General features: G+C 30.6%; 22 protein-coding genes. 15 read left to right on the forward strand and 7 right to left on the reverse strand.

Annotated elements, in window-relative coordinates:
• Positions 1-53: 53 nt before the first annotated feature.
• From ACO6VN_RS00570 to ACO6VN_RS00585, 4 genes are all read right to left on the reverse strand, one after another.
• Positions 54-899 carry an NmrA/HSCARG family protein gene (locus tag ACO6VN_RS00570; RefSeq protein WP_422404089.1) on the reverse strand — a complete coding sequence of 282 codons (846 nt, stop codon included), beginning with the start codon at positions 897-899 and terminating at the stop codon, positions 54-56.
• Between the two features lie 106 nt (positions 900-1,005).
• Positions 1,006-1,563, reverse strand: coding sequence for a TetR/AcrR family transcriptional regulator (locus tag ACO6VN_RS00575; RefSeq protein WP_194200122.1), 558 nt, complete (start codon positions 1,561-1,563; stop codon positions 1,006-1,008).
• 229 nt (positions 1,564-1,792) lie between these two features.
• A complete protein-coding gene (locus ACO6VN_RS00580) occupies positions 1,793-2,581 on the reverse strand; it encodes a trypsin-like serine peptidase (protein ID WP_194200123.1) in 789 nt (262 codons plus the stop codon).
• A 92-nt stretch (positions 2,582-2,673) separates the two neighbouring features.
• Complete coding sequence (locus tag ACO6VN_RS00585) at positions 2,674-3,660, reverse strand: YeiH family protein (protein ID WP_016999499.1); 987 nt, start codon at positions 3,658-3,660, stop codon at positions 2,674-2,676.
• Between the two features lie 97 nt (positions 3,661-3,757).
• Here ACO6VN_RS00585 and ACO6VN_RS00590 point away from each other — a divergent pair, with 97 nt between their 5' ends.
• The 7 genes from ACO6VN_RS00590 (at position 3,758) to alsE (ending at position 9,339) form a co-directional block, all read left to right on the forward strand.
• Complete coding sequence (locus ACO6VN_RS00590) at positions 3,758-4,600, forward strand: LysR family transcriptional regulator (protein WP_016999500.1); 843 nt, start codon at positions 3,758-3,760, stop codon at positions 4,598-4,600.
• A gap of 271 nt (positions 4,601-4,871) precedes the next feature.
• Positions 4,872-6,359, forward strand: coding sequence for a BglG family transcription antiterminator (locus ACO6VN_RS00595; protein ID WP_422404090.1), 1,488 nt, complete (start codon positions 4,872-4,874; stop codon positions 6,357-6,359).
• Positions 6,349-6,735 carry a PTS sugar transporter subunit IIA gene (locus tag ACO6VN_RS00600; RefSeq protein ID WP_315294046.1) on the forward strand — a complete coding sequence of 129 codons (387 nt, stop codon included), beginning with the start codon at positions 6,349-6,351 and terminating at the stop codon, positions 6,733-6,735. Before ACO6VN_RS00595 ends, ACO6VN_RS00600 begins: the two co-directional genes overlap by 11 nt.
• A gap of 12 nt (positions 6,736-6,747) precedes the next feature.
• Positions 6,748-7,059 carry a PTS fructose transporter subunit IIB gene (locus tag ACO6VN_RS00605; RefSeq protein WP_315294043.1) on the forward strand — a complete coding sequence of 104 codons (312 nt, stop codon included), beginning with the start codon at positions 6,748-6,750 and terminating at the stop codon, positions 7,057-7,059.
• Between the two features lie 13 nt (positions 7,060-7,072).
• Positions 7,073-7,528 carry a PTS sugar transporter subunit IIA gene (locus tag ACO6VN_RS00610; protein ID WP_239706286.1) on the forward strand — a complete coding sequence of 152 codons (456 nt, stop codon included), beginning with the start codon at positions 7,073-7,075 and terminating at the stop codon, positions 7,526-7,528.
• A 13-nt stretch (positions 7,529-7,541) separates the two neighbouring features.
• Positions 7,542-8,642 carry a PTS fructose transporter subunit IIC gene (locus tag ACO6VN_RS00615; protein ID WP_135022063.1) on the forward strand — a complete coding sequence of 367 codons (1,101 nt, stop codon included), beginning with the start codon at positions 7,542-7,544 and terminating at the stop codon, positions 8,640-8,642.
• Between the two features lie 13 nt (positions 8,643-8,655).
• Positions 8,656-9,339, forward strand: coding sequence for a D-allulose 6-phosphate 3-epimerase (gene alsE, locus ACO6VN_RS00620; protein ID WP_422404091.1), 684 nt, complete (start codon positions 8,656-8,658; stop codon positions 9,337-9,339).
• A 67-nt stretch (positions 9,340-9,406) separates the two neighbouring features.
• On the opposite strand, the gene ACO6VN_RS00625 is transcribed toward alsE, so the two are convergent.
• The gene (locus ACO6VN_RS00625; RefSeq protein ID WP_422404092.1) at positions 9,407-9,589 is read right to left on the reverse strand and encodes a VraH family peptide resistance protein; all 183 of its coding nucleotides are present in this window, start codon (positions 9,587-9,589) and stop codon (positions 9,407-9,409) included.
• 186 nt (positions 9,590-9,775) lie between these two features.
• Here ACO6VN_RS00625 and ACO6VN_RS00630 point away from each other — a divergent pair, with 186 nt between their 5' ends.
• The 5 genes from ACO6VN_RS00630 to ACO6VN_RS00650 all read left to right on the forward strand — a co-directional run bounded on the left by ACO6VN_RS00630 (position 9,776) and on the right by ACO6VN_RS00650 (position 16,157).
• On the forward strand, positions 9,776-10,864 hold the full coding sequence (locus tag ACO6VN_RS00630) for a GntR family transcriptional regulator (protein ID WP_422404093.1): 1,089 nt from the start codon (positions 9,776-9,778) through the stop codon (positions 10,862-10,864).
• A gap of 127 nt (positions 10,865-10,991) precedes the next feature.
• Positions 10,992-12,593 (forward strand): xylulokinase, encoded by a 1,602-nt coding sequence (locus tag ACO6VN_RS00635; protein WP_422404094.1) that lies wholly within the window; start codon positions 10,992-10,994, stop codon positions 12,591-12,593.
• Between the two features lie 10 nt (positions 12,594-12,603).
• Entirely contained in the window at positions 12,604-13,296 is a 693-nt protein-coding gene (locus tag ACO6VN_RS00640; RefSeq protein ID WP_194200132.1) for an L-ribulose-5-phosphate 4-epimerase, read from the forward strand.
• Between the two features lie 20 nt (positions 13,297-13,316).
• Entirely contained in the window at positions 13,317-14,738 is a 1,422-nt protein-coding gene (gene araA, locus ACO6VN_RS00645) for an L-arabinose isomerase (protein WP_422404095.1), read from the forward strand.
• A gap of 48 nt (positions 14,739-14,786) precedes the next feature.
• Positions 14,787-16,157 carry a sugar porter family MFS transporter gene (locus ACO6VN_RS00650; RefSeq protein WP_016999332.1) on the forward strand — a complete coding sequence of 457 codons (1,371 nt, stop codon included), beginning with the start codon at positions 14,787-14,789 and terminating at the stop codon, positions 16,155-16,157.
• A gap of 394 nt (positions 16,158-16,551) precedes the next feature.
• On the opposite strand, the gene ACO6VN_RS00655 is transcribed toward ACO6VN_RS00650, so the two are convergent.
• Positions 16,552-17,382: a LysR family transcriptional regulator gene (locus ACO6VN_RS00655; RefSeq protein ID WP_231051445.1), complete on the reverse strand. Its 831-nt coding sequence runs from the start codon at positions 17,380-17,382 to the stop codon at positions 16,552-16,554.
• A gap of 136 nt (positions 17,383-17,518) precedes the next feature.
• Between ACO6VN_RS00655 and ACO6VN_RS00660 the strand changes: the two genes are divergently transcribed.
• Together ACO6VN_RS00660 and aldA are read left to right on the forward strand one after the other, a co-directional pair.
• On the forward strand, positions 17,519-18,652 hold the full coding sequence (locus tag ACO6VN_RS00660) for an MFS transporter (RefSeq protein WP_422404096.1): 1,134 nt from the start codon (positions 17,519-17,521) through the stop codon (positions 18,650-18,652).
• Positions 18,653-18,735: 83 nt separating this feature from the next.
• On the forward strand, positions 18,736-20,160 hold the full coding sequence (gene aldA / locus ACO6VN_RS00665; RefSeq protein ID WP_422404097.1) for an aldehyde dehydrogenase: 1,425 nt from the start codon (positions 18,736-18,738) through the stop codon (positions 20,158-20,160).
• Between the two features lie 90 nt (positions 20,161-20,250).
• Here the strand turns inward: aldA and ACO6VN_RS00670 are convergent, their stop codons facing one another.
• Positions 20,251-21,099 carry a CPBP family intramembrane glutamic endopeptidase gene (locus ACO6VN_RS00670; protein WP_422404098.1) on the reverse strand — a complete coding sequence of 283 codons (849 nt, stop codon included), beginning with the start codon at positions 21,097-21,099 and terminating at the stop codon, positions 20,251-20,253.
• 156 nt (positions 21,100-21,255) lie between these two features.
• Here ACO6VN_RS00670 and ACO6VN_RS00675 point away from each other — a divergent pair, with 156 nt between their 5' ends.
• Complete coding sequence (locus ACO6VN_RS00675) at positions 21,256-22,266, forward strand: hypothetical protein (RefSeq protein WP_422404099.1); 1,011 nt, start codon at positions 21,256-21,258, stop codon at positions 22,264-22,266.
• Positions 22,267-22,421 lie beyond the last annotated feature (155 nt).

Here is a 22,421-nt window from a genome sequence, read left to right on the forward strand (position 1 = left end):
CAATGGTAAAAATATTAATTAAAAATTTAAAAAATTATATTTAATCATTTAAATTATTTTAGAGGATTCCATCCAGAGTGTTTAACCCAAGCATCAAAATCAAGAAGCTGAGGGTTTATCTCACGTAATTTAGAAATGTTGGCTTCATAACCTCCGAATTCAAACCATTCAAACATCTTCATCATTTTTTGGAACTTTTCTCGTGAATCTACAATTTCGCAAGGAGCATCAAATGCTTTACTTATTTTTTCAGATATCTCAGTTAATGTTTTTTCTTCGCCAGCTATTTCGATAGATTCTCCTATAAGCTGTTTTGGATTTTTAAAAGCAATATTAGCAAAAGCACCGATATCTTGTACAGCTATCATTTGTAATTTGATTTCAGGATCCATAAACCCTTGGATGACAACCTTTCCATCTTGTCCTTTTGCAAATCCTTCAAAATTATCCATGAAAAATGTTGGTCTTAAAATTGTAGAAGGTAAATCTAAAGAACGGATGTGCTCTTCTATTTGCCATTTTGTTGCAAAATTTCGAGCTCCATCATATCTTTCTGCACCTGCTGCTGAACTATATACAAAATGAGAAACGTTAGCTTTTTTAGCTAAGTCAGCAACTCTTTTTCCTTGTCGTATTTCTTTTTCAGGATCATTATTATCGAATGATTGCACACTATACACACCGTAAACACCTTTCATTACATCTGAAAGTGATTGTTCATCATCCATATCCGCTTTAACCACAGTAGCGCCTTTTTCTTTAAGTGCTTGTATAGAGGGTTGTTCCGGGTTACGTGTCATAGCACGTACTGCCCAACCATCAGACAGTAAATTTGTAGCTACTGCATTACCTTGGTTTCCTGATGCGCCGATTACTAAAATTGTTTTATTATTATTCATGATAAAACCTCCGATTAATTAATAGAATTTTGTATAAAAAGTAAATATTATATATAAAAATATATTAAGTTTTATTGAGGCATCGCTTCAGTTTCAAACACTTTTATTAAAAATCCTCAGTCATATTAAATAAGTTCTGTAAAAATTGTTTTAACTGTTCATTATTTAATCCTCTCTTATCCACTTGATATTGATAAGATTTAGTGGACAAAGCATTCAATAACATATCAGTTTTAAATGTCTTCCATTCTGGACTTTCTTCATTATCGAAAGTGTTCCAAAATTTCTCGGATAATTTCTGAAATGTTGGCGTATCTCTAAAGTCGCCATGAAACTCCTTTTTCTCTACACAATTTAAAGTGTCTAAATGTTTCGATTTAAAATCAATAAAGAGTTCTAAGTAAATTCCAAATTTTTCATAATTCGTTATATGGTTATTTTGTTCTGCATAATCCATCTCTTTGAAAAGTCTATCAAAATCATTTTCGATTAATTTATAACAAAGAGCACTTTTATCTTCAAAATGACGGTATAAGGTGCCCATTCCAATACCTAGCTCTTTAGATATACGATTCATGCTCGTATTTTCAACGCCATATATTTCAAATAATTCTTTAGCTGTATTTTCAATTCTTAATCGATTTTCTATTGCATCTTTCCTCAATTGTTTCACCTCTGAAGGGATTTTAAATTAAATAAACGGATACCTCTCCGTTTATTGTAAGGGAACATATAACAAATTACAAATAAAGAGAAACGAGTACTTATGTATCTAAATAAAAAACTCCGAGAATCAAGATTTCGTCTGATTCTCGAAGTTTTTATGATGAGTTAGAAACGCTATTTAGTTCTTATTTACAACGAATAAGTGTTCTGAAAATACTAATATAGTATTACTCTCGATGCTGATTGATAAAATCACGTGTTTTTCCTGTTATTAATGGGCCGCCTGTATATATGTCTCGTGTGGATTGATGCTTCGTATTAATTTCAGGACTTATCCCATGAGCATGCAAACCAACCACGTGATTGTGTTCATTTAATACTGGAGATCCTGAAAAGCCAGTTGTTCTGTGTAAATGTCCGATATACTCAATGTAATCTTTAGTTGATTTAAGGTAATATCCTTTTGATTGATACATGAATTGTCCGTTATATGGTTTTTTATTTGGATAACCTAACATATAAAGCGGTTCTTTAGGTTTCAAATCCTTTATTTCTTGTTCTGATGCAATTTTTAATGGCTTAATCTTTGCTGACAAACGTTGTTGAGTGATGAGTACAGCCACATCTCTTTCAGATGACTTATGAAAATTTTTAACTTTGAATTTAATAGGTACACGTTGATCTGCTTTTGAAGGATAGAAATAAAATTTCTTTGTTTCTTTATTACCAACTTTATCACTTGCTACATGTGAAGCGGTAATAATTGTATAATCATCTATAACAAAGGCAGTTGCTCCGTTACCTGATTTACCAGTTTCATCTGATGATATTTTACCTACTGCTTCAATGTGGTTTTTACTATGTGTGTTGTATAGTTTAAGCGTTAATAAATCGTTCGGTATTTGTGAACCTATTTTAAAAGCATCACTATAATCTGAATGTGTTGCTTTAGTGAATGTATCTTTATAAGTTATAGGCTCGTCATGAGGAATAAAGATATAATTAAACAATGACATGAGAAGCACTAAATATAATTTAAGGTATAACATAGTTTAATCACAATCTTTCTCGAAATTAAATGATATCTTTGTTATACCCATTAATCATCTTATAAAATCGTAGCGACAAAAAATACAATAACTGAAAGTACTACTGAAGTTATTGCCATTGCAACCATTGGCTTAAATGCTTTTGTTTTTAAGTCATTAAATGAAACATTTAATCCTAATCCTACCATTGCCATAATAAGTATGACGTTAGTAATTGTACTGATTACACTTAATACACCTTCTGGAATAGCTACAAATGTGTTTACCGCACTCATAATTAAAAATCCAAGTAAAAAGTATGGAAAATCAATTTTTTGAGAAACTTTATTTGTTCTTTTTCTATTAACGATTATTAAGAAAATAATACTTAAAGGAATTAATAGAAATACTCTGCCTAATTTAGCTAATAAACCAATAGCTAGAGATTCACTACCACCTGCATCTGCCGCTAATACAACATGTGCTATTTCATGTAAACTAGCACCAGACCATATACCATAAAGTTCAGGATCCATAGGGAATAAAGCATATAGAAGTGTATATGTTAATGAGAATATCGTTCCCATTATTGCTACTAATCCAACACTTATGCCAACGTCACTTTCTTTAGATTTCAAAATAGGAGAAATAGCTGCTATCGCTGCAGCACCACATACCCCTGTACCAACGCCTAATAATAGAATTAAGTTTTTATCTCCTTTAATAATTTTATTTAAGAAAATAATAAAGAATATTGAAAAAGCAACTACACCGACATCTAGTAATAATAATGTCCCGCCTTCATTAATAATTGTAGACAAGTTCAATTTTAACCCATACAAAATTATAGCTAAACGTAGCAGTTTTTTAGAAGAAAATTCGATACCTGTTACGTATCTTGTTGGATATCCTAGGAAATGTCTGTACAAAATCGCAGTGATGATAGCTATCGCAAGTGCGCCAACTTTATTTAAAATTGGTAAATTTGATAATAATATGCTGGCAACTGCAACAACTAGCGTAAAACCGACACCTAGGAAAAATGCTTTATTTAATTTAATACTCACTGTCTTCACCTCACATACATTCTATGATGAGAACGATTATTTGTGAAATGCCATTTTTAAATATATAATATAACAAAAATGTTATGGAGGTACTTTTGTGGAAGATAAACTCAATATATTAAAAGCAATCGTAGAAGAAGACGGATTTACTAATGCAGCAAATAAATTATACAAATCACAACCATCCATAAGTCGAGATATTAAAAATTTAGAACAAAAATACCAAATTAAAATTTTTGAAAATACACGAAAAGAAATCATATTGACAGAAGAGGGGCAAGAACTGTATAACTATGCCTGTCAATTGGCGTTATTAGATGAACAATTACACACGAGAATAAACGCAAATAAAGAAGAAGTAAAAGGTAAATTTGTTATAGGTACAAGCCATACATTCGGACAATCTAAACTATTAGATCTTACGCTATACTTACAAACGAAATATCCAAATCTGAACATACATATTTATATTTACAACTCTGCAGATATTATTACGCATTTGAAAGATTATACGATTGACTTAGGAATAATAGAAAAACCTGTAATCGACGATAAAATTAACAGTGAAGTATTAACAGAAGATAGATTATTAATCATAAAAAATAAGCAAAATAAAAAACCTTTAAATGAATTAAGATGTTATGTAAGAGAAACAGGATCAGGAATTAGATATTACCAAGACAAACTATTACAACAACTGAATTTGCCGTCACGCAAAGTCGTCATTAATGACAATCAACTTATACTAGAATTAGTAAAACAAAATATGGGCTATACAATACTCTCTAATTTCTCTATCAAATCAACCGATAGAAAATATATAGAAACAAGCGAAGTAGACTTATATAGAAACTTCTTTATAGTATCAAATAACTCAAGATATAAAACGAATAAATATAATACTATTGTCGATGAGATAAAAAAATATGGTTTTAAATAATAAAGCCCCAAATCTAGTTCTTATTAAAATACACCTCAAAAGTTACGCAAAGCCATGACTTTTGAGGTGTATTTTAATTAAATTGGATATTAATTAATTTCTCTAATAAATATATAAAAAAATAAACACTTCTAATAATCTCTCCATAAATTTTTAAATAATAGTAATATAGTCATTATTTAAGTTTTAAGTGTCCATTGTAATGGACAAGATTCAGTAAAGCGCTTTCATTAATTAGAGTTATCATATAAGTATAGGGAGGTCGTAAAAGATGAAAGTAGATAATGAAGATAAATTAATATCTTATTTGCTTAATGCACATACCTATGTCGATTCTAAAACATTAGCTAATAATTTAAACGTCTCAACTAAAACAATTTATCGTCTAGTAAAACGTATAAATGAAATGTATTCAATACCTTTGATAATTGCTGAAAAAGGTAAAGGTTATCGAATCGACGACAGAGAATTATTGGATAAACAAGAAGTGCAGATGCAACATCAAAACGATTTACTTACTCCCATAGAAAGAAGAAATACTATTACGAAAGATTTATTATTAATTTCTCCAAAGAGCCTATCAGTATTTAAAATAATCGAGAGATTCTATGTCTCTGAGAGTGTTCTAAATTCAGATGAGAGAAAAATTGAAGAAATGCTTAAAAATTTTAATTTGAAATTAGTTCGACGCAATAGACATTTATCAATAAGAGGTGATGAAACCAATATAAGACGTGCATTATTAGAGTTAATGGAAGAGAGTAAATTAACAAGTTTATTATCTTATAATGATATGACTCAATTAGAGGATAGAGATGCTTTTTTTGTACAAGAACAAATTAATATTATAGAAAATTATCAAGGGATAATTATACCTTATCCCTACAACGTCAATATATTTTCACATTTATATATATTAATTATGCGATTTAGAAAAAGAGGTGTAATTAGTGTAGATAAAAATCATTATACAGAAGAAATGCATCATTTAATTAATGAATATCAATCTTTTTATAGAACTAGTGACATGATTATATCTAATATTGAACGTTACTTGCATAGCAAGTTACCTAAAAATGAAAAAATATATTTGTTTGAATACCTTATATCTTCACGTTTTGAATCTCAAAATGTCGATAATGAACAACAAGAAATTAAATATTCAGATGAAGTAATTTCTATAACAAAAAATTATATTAATAGAGCTAGTAATGTATTAGGATATTCTTTTAAAAATAAAGATTTAGAACAACAATTAATGAAACATATAAAACCTATGTTAAACCGTATTGAACATGGATTATTTGTAAAAAACACATTAATTGAGCAAATAAAGAAAGAATACCCAGATATATTTTTAGCTATTAAGAAAATTTCGAGTGAAATAACAAATGAAAGAAACAGTAACTCGATAAATGAAGATGAAGTGGGCTATTTAACTTTATATTTTGCAAAAGAAATAGAAAGAAATCCGAAGAAAATTCAAACACTTATAACCTGTACAACAGGTATAGGAACATCGGAACTTCTAAAAACAAAAATTTCTAGAAATGTATCTGATATTGAGATTAAAGATGTTAAATCTACATTTGATCTATCAAATGAAGACTTAACAGATATTGAACTAATTATATCTACAGTAAATATACCTGATATTAAAGGAATCCCAGTGGTAGTTATCAGTGCAATGTTTAATAAAAATGATCAAATTAAACTTAGAAAGATGATTGAGTTATTAGGTGATTATAATGAGAAATAAATTTATTGAAAATATTTATTTAAAAAAACAGATTTACGAGGATGTAATTGATGAATTAAGTCTTTATTTAAAAGAAAACTTATTTATAAAGTCAGGAGATAAGTTTAAATCTGAAGTCATGGAAAGAGAAGAAAACGGAAATATCGAAATATATCCAGGTGTTATATTACCTCATATCCAGAGTAATAATATAATGCAATCACAAATTTTTATTATTAAAAACAAAGACTTTGGAATAATTTGGCATGATAAATCGATAAAACTAATAATATTGATAAATTTAAGAGAAACAGAAACAAAAAATAATTTGTTAGAAATTAAATCATTTATACAAAACTTAGCAGATGAAGATTTTATTGAAGGATTAATGAAATAGGAGGAATTGAAAATGAATATTGTATGTATTTGTGCTTGTACAGTGGGGATTGCTCATACGTATATTGCTGCAGAAAAATTGGAGAAAGCTGCAGAGAAGAAAGGTCATAATATAAAAATAGAAACACAAGGTACTATCGGCGTAGAAAATGAATTAAAACAAGCTGATATAGATAATGCAGACATTGTATTATTAGCAGTTGATGTGAAAGTAAGCGACAAAGAAAGATTTGAAGGGAAAAAAGTAGTGGAAATTCCTACAGATGTAGCTATAAAATCACCAAATAAACTTGTTGAAAAATTAGAACAAATATCAGAGCAATAATAGGAGGTATCTTATGGAATTAAATGAGGTTGTTGACATTAATACGATTTTGTCAGAAGTAAATGTTCAGACTCGCGAAGAAACTTTAGAAAAATTAGCCGAATTATTAGTTAAAGAAAATTATGTAGAAGATAAAGATAAATTTTTAGAAGCAGTTTATGAAAGAGAAAAAGAAGGGGTTACAGGAATAGGAAACTTAGTAGCTATACCACATGGAAAAAGTGAAAGTGTTGAAAAAGTTGGTCTTTCAATTGCGGTTTTGGAGAATGAAATTGATTGGCCTTCTTTAGATGATAGAGGAGTAAAAGTAGTTATTTTAATTGCTGTAGGTGATGAAAAAAATAATTCTACAGAGCATTTGAAATTATTATCGTTAATAGCCAGAAGGTTGAGTAATGATGAAGTGGTTGAACAATTAATAAATTCTAAAAATAAATCTGAAATTGTATCTATTTTATCAGAAGGATAAAGGAGGCAATAACATGAAAGCATTTTTCAATCGTTTAAATTTGAAAGGCCATTTATTAACTGCTATTTCTTATCTAATTCCAGTAGTTTGTGGGGCTGGGTTTATGATAGCTATTGGTATGGCACTTGGCGGAGATTCATCGACTGATTTAACTAAACCGGGATATTCATTTTGGGATGTTTTAGCAACGCTTGGTGGAGAAGGATTAGGTATGTTACCAGTTGTTATAGCGACTGGGATTGCGTATTCAATAGCAGATAAGCCAGGGATTGCTCCTGGTTTGATTATCGGACTGACAGCAAATGCTGTTGGAGCTGGCTTTATTGGTGGCTTAATAGGAGGATTTTTAGCAGGGTATCTTGTTGTCTTAACTATTAAGTATATAAAAATGCCGAATTGGGCTAAAGGACTTATGCCGATGTTGGTAATTCCATTTTTAGCATCATTAATAGGTGGTTTAATTATGGTTTATGTAATAGGCGTACCTATTACACAATTCACAAACATATTGACTGAATACCTTCAATCATTAAGTGGTACTTCTAAATTAATTTATGGAATTATCATAGGTGTTCTAGCGAGTGTGGATTACGGAGGACCAATCAATAAAACTGTATTTGCATTCGTCTTAACGCTACAAGCTCAGGGTATTCATGAACCAATTACTGCATTAATTGTTGTAAATACAGCAACGCCTATAGGATTTGCTTTAGCTTATTGGGTAGGAAGATTATTACGTAAAAATATATACAAAAAAGTTGAAGTTGAAACATTGAAGACAGCTTTCCCAATGGGAATAATTGAAATTGTGGAAGGTGTTCTACCAATAGTACTTAATGACATTATTAGATGTGTTATAGCAACTGGTATAGGGGGAGCTGTTGGGGGTGCTATTTCGATGGTACTTAATGCAGATTCAAAAGTACCATTTGGCGGTATGTTAGCACTACCAACAATGTCACAACCAATAGGATTCATTTTAGCAATTATTGCAAACGTAGTTGTAACAGCAGTTGTTTTAGTTATATTGAAAAAACCTGTAAATGAATCGGAAGAAATGGTTGATGAAATTGAAGAAGAAGATATTGAGTTAGGAGATATAAAAGTATATTAGGAGGCATAAAAGAATGAATAATGTTGAATTTTCACCATCTTTAATGACGATGGATTTAGATAAATTTAATGAACAAATAAAATTTTTAAACGATCACGTTGATTCATACCATATCGATATTATGGATGGCCATTATGTACCAAACATTACATTGTCACCTTGGTTTATAGAACAAGTGAAAAAAATATCTGATGTTCCTATATCAGTACATCTCATGGTAACAAACCCTAGTTTTTGGGTTGATGAATTATTAAAGATTGAAACAGACTATATTTGCGTACATGCAGAAGTAATAAACGGTATAGCATATAGAATAATTAATAAAATTCATGAACATAATAAAAAAGTAGGTGTTGTTCTTAATCCTGAAACACCTATAGATGTTATAAAGCCTTATATTCAATATTTAGATAAAGTAACGATTATGACTGTGGACCCAGGATTTGCAGGAGAAAAATTTATCGATGAAACTTTAGATAAAATAGTTGAATTAAGAAAAATTCGTGATAAAAATCAATATAAGTATTCAATTGAAATGGACGGATCATCAAATAAAAAAACTTTTAAAAAAATACAAAAAGCTAATCCCGATATTTATATCTTGGGAAGAAGCGGTTTATTTGGTTTAGATGAAAGTATAGGTAAAGCATGGGAAAAAATGTTGCATGATTTTAATCAAGCATTAACTGAAGTATAAAAATCATATGAATATCTCTTTACCAAAAAACACAGGGTTCTTAACAAGAACCCTGTGTTTTTTCAATCTAATCTTTATAATTTTTCAAGTAATATGCGCCTGCTAAGAGACCTACTGGTATACCTAAAAGTGGTGTGAAAATTGCGCTTAATACGAGTGCACATACTATTAGCACTGCAGCATTGTACCAGTTAAGCTCAAGGTCTAGTAAATTATTGAAACTTTTCTTTAAAACATCTTTAATTTTCATGAAATCACTCCTATAAAACTCAATGTTTTAATATTTATAATCTATGTATATAATAACATAAAATGTAAAAGTTAAAGAGTAATTGTATATTTAAAATGTGTATAATAGCTATTTATAATTATAATATTTGTTATGTTATAATTTATATAATTGAAATAACTTAGTTACAAGGAATGGAGATAGTTTATGGCTGAACCTAAATATAAATTAATTGCTTTCCAATTAAAAGATAAAATTATAAATAATGAATATGAGTATGGTAAAACGATCCCTTCTGAGAAAAAGCTTCAAGAACAATACAATGTTAGTCGCTATACAATAAGACAAGCTATAGATTTATTAGTACAAGATGGTTATATCATAAAGAAAAAAGGTCTAGGCTCAATTGTTAGTGATAACTATTTGAAAAAAACAAATCATGATACTTCTACCAAAAAAATCGGTGTAATCGTTACATATCTTTCTGATTATATTTTCCCAAGTATAATTAGAGGAATCGAAAAAATATTAGGTGCTAATGGTTATTCTCTTATATTAGCGAGTACGAATAATACACATGCTGGTGAGCGACGTTGTCTTGAGATGATGATAGAACAAGGTGTTCAAGGTTTGATTGTTGAACCGACGAAGAGTAATGTGTTTAACCCTAATTTATCTTTTTATTCGTTATTAAAAAGTAAAGAAATACCTGTGCTAATGATTAATGCTTGCTATGAAGAGTTGAACATTCCTTATATAAGTATTGATGACACAAAATCTGGATTTCTTGCGACTTCTTATTTATTAGATGAAGGTCATGATGACATTGTTCTAATAACTAAAATAGATGATATGCAAGGTAAGTTTCGTATGAAAGGGTATATAGAAGCTTTTGAGGATAAAGGTGCGATATTTAAAGGTGAAAATATCTTTACTTATACAACTGAGACAAAAGATAAAGTTCTAGATTTAATCATAAAAGAGTTATTAAATCGTGAAATCAATCCTACTGCCTTTGTTTGTTATAACGATGATATTGCTTATTCATTTATAAAGCGTTTAAAAGAAAATGGAAAATGTGTACCTGATGATTACTCCGTAGTTGGGGAAGACAACTCTATTTTAAGTCAACTCGAAGATATATCACTTACGACTACTTCTCACCCTCAAGAAAATCTTGGAGTAGAAGCAGCACGATGGATGATAAAGGCTATAAATTCCGGTCAAATTGGAGAAACGACTATTATGGATACAGAAATTATAATAAGAAATAGTGTTAAAAAGAGAAATGCTTAAGTTTTGTACTTAAGTATTTTTTTTTGCGTTCATTACATATATGGACAAATAAAAATTATATTTGACATGTACGGTCAAGTGATGATATATTTCTTTTTGAAAACGATTGCAAGAAGGAGGCGGTATTTTGAATCAAGGTAAAATTCATTCAGAAATATCGAACGGTGAGATATCTATCGGTATCGAATTGGGTTCAACTAGGATTAAGACAGTGGCCATCGATACTAACTTTGAAACGATAGGATCTGGATATTTTGAATGGGAAAATGAATTCAAAGATGGGTATTGGACTTATTCAATTAATGATGTCTGGATAGGTTTACAAAAAAGTTATAAATCAATGACAGATAACATTGAATCAAAATATAATGTGACGATTAAAAAAGTGAAATCTATAGGGATAAGCGGAATGATGCATGGATATTTAGCATTTGATAAAAACGATGACTTGCTTGTGCCGTTTAGAACTTGGAGAAATTCATATACTGAAGAAGCAGCAAATAAATTAAGAGATTATTTTCAATTTAATATACCTGAACGTTGGAGTATAGCGCATTTATACCAAGCTATTTTAAATGAGGAACAGCACGTCAAAGACATTCAATTTATAACAACTTTAGCTGGATACATTCACTGGTATTTAACAGAACAGAAAGTATTAGGTGTAGGCGATGCTTCAGGTATGTTTCCAATTGATCAAAATACTAAAAAATATGACCAAGAAAAATTGAATCAGTTTGATGAACTTATCAAAGATAAACAATTTGAATGGGATATTGAATCAGTCTTACCAAAAGTTCTAACAGCAGGTACAAATGCAGGTTATTTAACAGAACAAGGTGCTAAGTTATTAGACCCTACAAATAATTTAGAACCAGGTGTGCCGCTTTGCCCTCCTGAAGGTGATGCAGGTACTGGTATGGTCGCTACTAATAGTGTTGAAAAGAAAAAAGGCAATATATCGGCTGGTACGAGTGCATTTGCAATGCTTGTATTAGACCAACCTTTAAGCAAAGTACATCCAGAAATAGATATTGTGACAACACCATCTGGGGATTTAGTCGCAATGGTTCATACAAACAATTGTACTTCAGACATTAATGCTTGGGTGAATTTGTTTGAAGAGACTTTTGAAGTAATGGGTGTGGAAGTCGATAAAAACCAACTTTATGAACGACTATTTAATCATACACAACATGCAGATGAGCGAAATGGGAACCTATTATCTTATGGATATATATCAGGTGAAAACATTACAAAAATAAACAAAGGCATACCTATTTTCTTGAGACCTACAGATAGCCAATTCAATTTAGCAAACTTTATGAAGACGCATATTATGTCAGCGTTTAGCACATTGAAAATCGGCGTAGATATTCTTAAAGAAGAAGAGGAAGTACTTATCGATTCATTTGTTGTTCATGGAGGCATTTTTAAGACGGAAGAAATTGCACAACGTATATTAGGCGCAGCTTTAAATAGTTCAGTTGAAGTGTTAAAGACGGCTAATGACGGTGGCGCATGGGGGATGGCTATACTTGCAAGATATATGGTCAACAACGATAGCCAATTACCATTAAATCAATATTTAGAAGAGGACATATTCGGACAACAAGAAGGTAGTGTTATTCAACCATCTGAAAAAGATGTAGAAGAATATGAACAATTTATAACTGAATATAAAAAAGGTTTAGAAATAGAAAGAAAAGCATCTCAATTTATTCGTTAGGAGTGTAAACATGTTAGAAAATTTAAAAAAAGAAGTGTTTGAAGCAAACCTCGAATTACCAAGAAGAGAGCTCATTAAATATACATGGGGTAATGTCAGTGCAATCGACAGAGAAAGTAATTTATTCGTCATTAAACCAAGTGGCGTCGATTACGATGTAATGACTGCAGATGACATGGTCGTTTGTAATTTAGATGGCGAAGTAATCGAAGGTGAATTAAATCCCTCTTCAGACATGCCTACACACGCGGTATTATATAAATCATTCAAAGATATTGGCAGCATCGTTCATACACATTCTACTTGGGCAACGATTTGGTCACAAGCCGGATTAGATGTACCTGTTTATGGAACGACACATGCTGATACATTCTTTGGACCAGTTCCATGTGCAAGGCATTTAACAGAAGAAGAGATTAATAAAAATTATGAACATGAAACAGGAAACGTCATTGTTGAAACTTTTGAAGAAAGAAATATAAATCCAAATGAAGTGCCAGGAGTACTCTTACATGGTCACGCACCATTTGTTTGGGCAGAAAATGCAGAGAAAGCTGTAATGAATGCGGTAGTACTAGAAGAAGTATGTAAGATGAATTTGTTTACACTTCAATTAAATCAAGAAAGCGAACACTTACCAAATAGAATCTTGAATAAACATTATGAAAGAAAACACGGAGAAAATTCATATTACGGACAATAATCTAAAGGAGGAAAATAAAAATGAGTAATCAAAAAGAATTTTGGTTTTTTGTAGGATCACAAGAGTTATATGGGGACGAAGCATTAAATCAAGTGAAAGCTAATGCTCAAACAATTGTAGAAACTTTAAATAAAGAAGGAAACTTACCTTATCCAATTAAATTAAAAGAAGAGTTAGCAATATCACAAGATGTAATTACATCAGTTATGAAAGAAGCTAACTACAAAGATGAAGTACAAGGTGTTATCACATGGATGCATACATTCTCTCCAGCAAAAATGTGGATTAGAGGTACACGAATTTTACAAAAACCGCTTCTACACTTTGTTACTCAATTTAATAATCATATTCCATGGGACACAATTGATATGGATTACATGAACTTACACCAATCAGCACATGGTGATAGAGAATATGGTTACATAAATGAAAGATTAAAGAAAAATAATGAAGTAATCGTTGGTCATTGGGAAGAAGATGAAGTACACGAACAAATTAGTCGCTGGATGAATGTAGCATATGCATACAACGAAAGCTTCAATATCAAAGTTGCGAGATTTGGAGACAATATGAGAAATGTTGCTGTGACAGAAGGCGATAAGATAGAAGCTCAAATTCAATTAGGTTGGACAGTAGATTATTTCGGAATTGGTGACTTAACATCAATTGTTAATGAAGTTTCTGAACAAGAAGTAAATAACTTATTCGATGAATATAAAACGTTATACGACTTTGATTATGGTGACTATGAAGTGAGCGAATGGGAAAGTTCAGTTAAAGAACAAATCAAATATGAAATTGCCATTAAACGATTTTTAGATACAGGTGGTTATACAGCATTTACTACTAACTTTGAAGATTTATATGGCATGGAACAATTACCAGGCTTAGCAGTTCAAAGATTGAATGAACAGGGATATGGCTTTGCTGGAGAAGGAGATTGGAAAACTGCAGCTTTAGATAGGTTATTAAAAGTGATGTCTCACAATACGCAAACAGGTTTCATGGAAGATTACACATATGAAATGAGATCAGGACGTGAAGCAATACTTGGTTCACATATGTTAGAAGTAGATCCTACTTTAGCAAAAACAAAACCAAAAATTGTTGTAAACCCACTTGGTATTGGAGGCAAAAATGACCCAGCCAGATTAGTATTTGACGGAGAAGCTGGAGAGGGCGTAATTGTATCTATTTCAGATATGGGAACTCATTTTAGAATGTTAATCAATGAAGTAGAAGCTTTTGTTCCAGAAGAAGCGGCTCCTCATTTACCAGTTGCACGTGTGATTTGGAAAGTAAAACCAGGTTTTCATGAAGGTATAAAAGAATGGATCACTCAAGGTGGCGGTCACCATACAGTCATATCTTTAAGCTTAACAAAAGAACAAATCGTAACTTTAGCAACATTGTTTAACCTGGAATATAAGTTAATTAACTAGGCAAATTCGATAATTTAATTCAAATCTCAATAACAAAGGGGAATGAAAATGGGAGATAAAAAGCCAAAGACAGGTTTAATATATGCATTTGGTGCTTTCGGAGGATTTTTATTTGGATATGATATCGGTATTATAAACGGAGCTTTACCAGGAATTAAAGAAACATGGGAAATCAGTCCATTACTAGAAGGAACAATTACTTCAATACTATTTTTAGGTGCAATGATTGGTGCAGTTTCAATGGCGCCATTAGCTGATAAATGGGGCAGAAAAATGATGATTCTAATTACAGCAATTATCTTCGCTGTTGGATCATTAGCTTGTGGTTTTTCAGGGAATCCAGAAATATTAATTGTTTCTAGATTTATACTAGGTATTTCAGTTGGTTCGGCTTCGGCTCTCGTACCAATGTACATGGGAGAAATATCTCCACCAGTCATTAGAGGTAAAATATCTGGTTTGAACCAATTGATGATAACAATCGGTATGCTTATATCTTATGGTGTGAACTATGCATTTATAGGTGTCTTTGAAGGTTGGAGATGGATGCTAGGAGGCGCAGTTGTACCAGCAATTGTACTCTTCATAGGCGCATTTATTTTACCAGAATCACCTAGATACCTAATTAAAAAAGGACTTACAGATTTAGCATTAAGTAATTTGAAGAAAATTAGAACAGAACGTGAAGCAGAAAGAGAATATAGAGAAATATTACAAATTAATGAAGCAATCAGTAAAGAACAGAAGAAATTCAAACTTACAAAAGCTGTTACATTTTCAGTGTTTGTCGGTTGTTGTGTAACATTTTTACAACAAATACAAGGTGCAAATACAATTTTCTACTACTCATCACAAATACTTGGGGATGTGTTTGGATCAACAATCAGTGGTGTAATTTCAACAGTGGGTGTCGGTGTTGTCTTCGTGCTAGCAACAATTGTGACATTGATATTTGTAGATAAGTTTAATAGAAAAACATTATTTATGTCCGGATCAATAGGAATGGGACTATGCTTATTATTAGTAGGTATTATTTATCCATATACAAATGACGGACATATGTGGGCAATATCACTCGTATTTATTTTTATATGCGTATATGTCATATTTTATGCATATTCTTGGGCAGCAGTTACTTGGATTGTAGTAGGAGAACTGTTCCCAAGTGAAGCAAGAGGGATGGCGACAGGAATTGCATCAATGGTTAACTGGTTAGGAAATATTGTAGTCGCGTTATTCTTCCCAGTACTTATGCAAAGCATTGGATTAAGTAATATATTCTTTATGTTTGCGGGTATATGTGTGATAGGATTCTTATTCTCTAAATATGTATTATATGAAACAAAAGGAAAAACACTAGAAGAAATCGAATTATACTTAGATGACCGTATGAATGAACCAGCGGAATCAAATGTATAGAATAGATAATGAATAAAATGAAAGCTCTCTTCAACGTAGACACTGAAAAGTGGAAACAAAGAAGAGAGTTTTTTGATGGTGGAAGATTTGAGGACGGATGTTGCAAGACAGACATCACGTGCAACATAAAGGGTTAGAATGTTGCAAGACGAGTGCCACGTGCAACATTGTGATATCCTAAATCACTTCAAAGCCCTTTTATTATGTGCTTTGTCTTTTAGAAACAACAATATTAAAAATTACCATATTAATTGTAGTAAAAATGGGAAAAGGAACGCTAGAAATAATATTATATTATCACGTTATCATGAATGAATTTCTATAGTAAGTATCTCGAATAATAATTTTAATTAAAGTATGAAAAGTGTTTTTATCATTCAAAACTCTTTCTATGTTATTCAGATATAATGCTATACACATTTTTTATCACGTTTTGATTATATGATATTAATCCAATTTCTCTTAAGTAATCTTCTAATTCTATTGATTCAAGGTTCATATTTTCAATTTTCATGGATAAAGATTGTGGAATAATTGTAATTCCATGACCTGCTTTAACGCTCGCCAATATAGATTCCAAATCATTTCTGTATTCAATATTCAATTTAATATTAGAAAAGTTTTGTTGGATAAAAGATAAAGTATCACATGGTGGGGATAACGTAAGAATATTTTCGTTTTTCAAAATGTTTATGTTCACACTTTTCAATGTGCTTAAACGACTTTCATTCGAAAAAACGACCATATATTTTTCTTGATATAATGTTTTAGTATGTAAGTCTTTGCTGTTCAATGATGTAATGTCTCCAATGATGACTTCAATATCTCCATTATATAAATCATTCAGTAACACTTGAGTATTGCTTTGTATTTTTATGGATAGTGTATTTTTAATTGCGCTTTCACTCTGATTGGACCATTTATATAATGAAAAACTAGGTAATAAGCCAATATTTATAGTCGACTTATTAATTTTGCTTAACTGTGATTTTAAAGTTTCAATTTCATTCTTTAAAGAAATTAAATTACCTAAAACTAACTCTCCTTGTTCAGTTAAAAATATCCCGCGAGATGTTCTATAAAACAATTCACATTCAAAATATTCTTCGATATTTTTAATTCTTTTACTGAGCGCAGGTGTGCTTATATTAAGTATGTTAGAAGCTTTGCTAAGGCTTTTTTGTTCAGCTACTTTAATAAAATCATTTATATATTCAATGTTCATATAGTCCTCCGTTAACTTTATTGTAACCCCTCTTTTAATATATTCATTATTCCACTAATTCAAAAATAATACTACGCTAAAAGCATTAGAAGAACTATGTATAAATAAAAATATAAAAGATAGGGTAGGTTGTTTTATGAAGAAAATTTGGGTCTTAACATTAGGTATGTTTGCTTTAGGTATGGATGCATATATTGTTGCTGGATTATTACCAGATATGAGTAAAAGTTTTGATAAAAATAATGCAGAAATTGGTCAAGGCGTGACTGTATTTACGTTATTCTTTGCTTTATCTGCTCCACTTTTTTCAACTATATTAGCTAAATATTCTGTGAAAAACATTCTTTTATTGGCGATGTTAATTTTTGGTTTAGCCAATCTTATGACTATGGTATCAACTACTTACAATATATACATAATATCGAGAGGTATAGCAGGTTTAGGAGCAGGCTTATTTTCACCAATGGCAGTAAGTTCTGGTGGATATTTAGTAGAACATAAAAATAAAGGTAAAGCATTAGCTTTTATTATAGCAGGAATGAGCGTTGGTACTGTTATTGGAGTCCCAGTTGGGTTAAAAATTTCAAATTTAACGAATTGGAGATTTGCTATGGGGATTATAGTAATTATAAGTTTCATTGCGTTTATAAGTATTTATGTATTATTTCCCAAGTTTAAAGTTCCAACTGTACCAGGTTTAAGAAAAAGATTTAAATTATTTATAAATCCAAAAGTATTAAAAGTTGTATTAGTAACTATGTGTGCTTCAATAGCAAGTTTAGGTTTATATACTTATTTGTCTCAAGTTATCAATGAATCACTCTCATCAGATTACATTACTATTTTCTTAACTACATGGGGTGTTGGCGGGTTAATTGGAAGTTTTGGTATTGGACTAGTAATTGATAAATTTAAAAATACTAAAGTATTAGTACTTATAATATTGATAATTCTGGCATTTAGTATAGGACTCATACCTCTTTTAATTAAATTACCTATAATTGGTCTGTTACCATTTTTATTATGGGGTTGTATGGGCTGGGCTACGCAAGTTCCACAACAACATATATTATTGAAAAACCACCCTGAACATGGAGGTGCTTCTGTTGCTTTAAATAGTTCCTTAAATTATTTAGGAAGTTCAATTGGGGCAGCTATAGGTGGTTTTATTCTTGCTCAAGATCTAAATATTGATACTTTAATTTACGGTGCTGTTTTATTTGTAGTTTTAGGAATTATTATTCAATCATTTAACATATTCTTTGATTAGAATGTACATTCACATTCTATCCCCTATATTTGTTTACTTAATTCTTTTCAAGGGAATTATTTAATAAAAAGGGAGGTCATTTTGTGAATAAGTTATTTATTAATGGTCAGTTTGTTGAAAGTAAATCTACTGAAGATTTAGATGTTATTAACCCTGCGACTGAAGAGGTTATCGATACAGTGACTTTAGCGAATGAGGATGATGCTGAGAAGGCTATTAAAGGTGCTAATGCTGCTCAGTTGGAATGGGAAAAGGTTAATATTATTAAACGTGCAAAAATAGTTGAGGCATTGGCTGAAAAACTTGAGAAAAACAAAGATGAACTTGCTAAAATTTATGTAGAAGAGCAAGGTAAAATATATAGTTCTGCGATTGGGGAAATTGATAAGTCTATTGAATATATTAAATATATGTGTAGTTTAGCTAGAAAGAATAACGGTGAGGTTCTTCAAAGTGAGGTTGAAAATGAAACTGTTATTCTTACTAAAAAACCTGTAGGGACAACTGTCGGTATTATTCCATGGAACGCACCAATATTTGTATTAATGAGAAAGCTTATTCCGGCTCTTGTTACAGGTTGTTCTATTGTTGTAAAACCAAGTGAAGAAACACCTTTCGGAACTTTCAAAATAGCTGAATATATCCAAGAAACAGATATACCAGATGGCCTTGTTCAAATTTTAACGGGTACTGGCTCAGATGTCGGCAATTATCTATCTCAAAGTAAAAATGTAGATCTTATTTCTATTACGGGCAGTATCGGTGCTGGAAAATCTGTTATGGAGAATGCAGCTAGTAATGTTAAAGGTGTAAACTTAGAACTTGGTGGTAAAGCACCAGCGATTGTAACGAAAAATGCAGATTTAGAAAAAGCTGCTGAATACATTGTACAAGCAAGAATTAATAATAGTGGTCAAGTATGTACATGTCCTGAGCGTATATATGTTGAAAAAGACGTATTCAATGACTTTTTAGAAATCGTTAAGCGTAAAATGAAAGACGTTCGCCCTGGAAACCCTAATGATAAAGAAACAACGATGGGTTCAATGATTAACCAAAAACAATTATCAGCAGTGGATGACAAGGTACAAACTGCTATTAAAGAAGGTGCGAAAGTAGAATTAGGTGGTAACATAATAGATCGTAAAGGATTCTTCTATGAACCAACAGTGTTAACGAATTTATCTAAAGATTCTGTAGCGATGAAAGAAGAAATCTTTGGACCAGTATTACCGATTGTTAGTTATGACGCTTTCGACGAAGCCATAGATGAAGCGAACAATACTGAATATGGTCTTTCTTCTTATATATTTACTGAAAACCTAAAAGAAGCAATGTTAGCAAGTGAAAGATTAAAATTCGGAGAAGTATATGTTAATTGTGAAGCAGAAGAAGCAATTGTAGGTTATCATGCAGGATGGCGTCAATCAGGATTAGGTGGCGCAGATGGTATTAACGGATTTGAAGAATATTTAAATACGACAGTAACTTATATACGTTATGAATAAAATGAGTTAGGTATGAGAAATTGTTCTTAAAATAATCAGGCTGAGACATTAATAAATGTCTCAGCCTAATTTATTTGTAACGCTAAATAATTAGATTTTAGATCTCTTTCTCTTAACTAAAGCGAGGATTGATAATACTAATATACTGCCAATAATAACCCAGCCAAAGGATAAATAGATAATCATTATTCCAGGAATATCTTCTTTAAAAGAGATGAGGTTAGGGTATTTTGGGTTCGTTCCATTTGAAGCTATATACCTTGTAACGCCTAAGTAAACAAGGTGAAATAGTATGTTAACCCAAAGTGAGCCACTACAGTATTTGTATAACTGTAATGCAATACCAAATGTAAATATAAGAATAACGTAAGATATATTTATATCTAGAGATTTATTTAGGACGAAGCTCGTTACTGTTGTTGAGAACGTTGCTATACAAACAAATAATATTGGTTGAAGAAATATTGTAACGATAAAACGGAATTTTTTACTTAACTCGTTTAATACTAAACCACGTATAAAAACTTCTTCAGGAAATGCTTCATATAAAAAAGCAGTAACAATATTTAATAATATAGCTGAGATAACTCCAGAAGATAAATTGAACTGAATGTCTCTAATTAATCCAAGCTGATAAGCAGATAATAACCCTAAAACAACTAATACAAAAGGCGTTAAAATAGCCACTAATGTATATTTAGTAAATTTAAATTGAGTTAATAATAAAGATTTTAATATATCTTTATTTTTTCTTGAAATAATGAATAATGTTATTAATGTTGCTAATGAAAAGACAACACCTTGTACTAATACAGTCATATTCCAAGATAATAAATTTTGTTCATGAAAGAAATTACCGATAACACTTGAAAAAGAAATTAATAATGAAGTTAATAATACATACCATATAAGGTGAAGAAGACTAAAATTTTTAGACATGAAAATTTTCTCCCTTAAGAATATATTGATTTTGCATTGAGTAATTAAATTATTTTTTCTTTATTAAGAAGTATAACTTAAACCAGATTTGTTTTATATGTTATGTTAAAATTTATAGTAAGTAAACGTTATCATATAAAGAATAGGGGTAAGGTAATGGCTTTTAATATTGAAACTTTAGATAAAGATAAAAATATTGATTTAATAACAATTTATGATGATTATTCAGAAATAAAATTCACGAACTTTGGTATGAGAATAGTCGATTGGAAAGTTAATGGCAAATCTATTGTATTAGGGCCGGATGCACAAGATGACTTAATTCAATATTATGAAGAAAATCCATATTTCTTTGGTGCTACTATCGGTAGATACGGTGGCAGAATTGATGGTGGAAAGTTTGAGTTAAACAATCAAATGTATGAATTAGAACAAAATGACTCGGAGCATAATTTACACGGTGGTTCTAACGGATTACATACTCAAATTTGTGATTATGAAATTATAAATGAAGATGAAGCGGTCACTATCATATATAATGCTGAACTGTTATCAAAAAATGATCATTTCCCAGGTGATATTCAAATTAAAGTCTTCCATCGTTACGATTTATCAAAAATGGAGTGGACGATTAATTACGAAGCTACTAGTACAGAGGATACATTATTTAATCCAATGAATCACGTATATTTTAATTTAAATAACGTTGAACAAAGAATTGATAATCACGAAATTAAAAATGAAAATCTTCAAATGTACACATTGAATGATAAACAAATTGTTGAAAATGAAAAAACAGTAAATCTTAATGAAACGATTGATAAAAAATATTTATCTTTTAAAGATATATTCGAAAGTGGCTTGGACCAAATAAAGAAATATAATGGTATTGACCACCCAATCAAAATAAATGAGGATACATTCACAGTAACAAATGGAGAAATGGAAGTTAGTATGACGACAGATAATGACGTTGTTGTTCTATTTACATTAAACGAAGTAGACTGGAATGACAGTAAAAATAGTATAGTCGAACACGGAGGCTTTACATTAGAAGCCCAATCCATTCCTGATGACATCCATTTATATGGTGAAAAAGCATCATCTATATTAAAAAAAGGAAAAACGTATAAAAGCGAGACAAGTTATAAGGTGAATGTAATATAAAAAATGATATCCAAAAATTGAAATTTTGGAACATAGATTGCTAATTCAAATAAATTCTCCCAGTCCAATGGATTGGGAGAATTTTATATATGATTTTGAAAGTGCATGCTTGCCTGGGGTATGGCTCGAGCCTGTAGTCTCTCACACATACTATT

Origin of the sequence: Mammaliicoccus sp. JADD-157, assembly GCF_049310805.1 — a bacterium.
Classification (GTDB): Bacteria; Bacillota; Bacilli; order Staphylococcales; family Staphylococcaceae; genus Mammaliicoccus; species Mammaliicoccus lentus.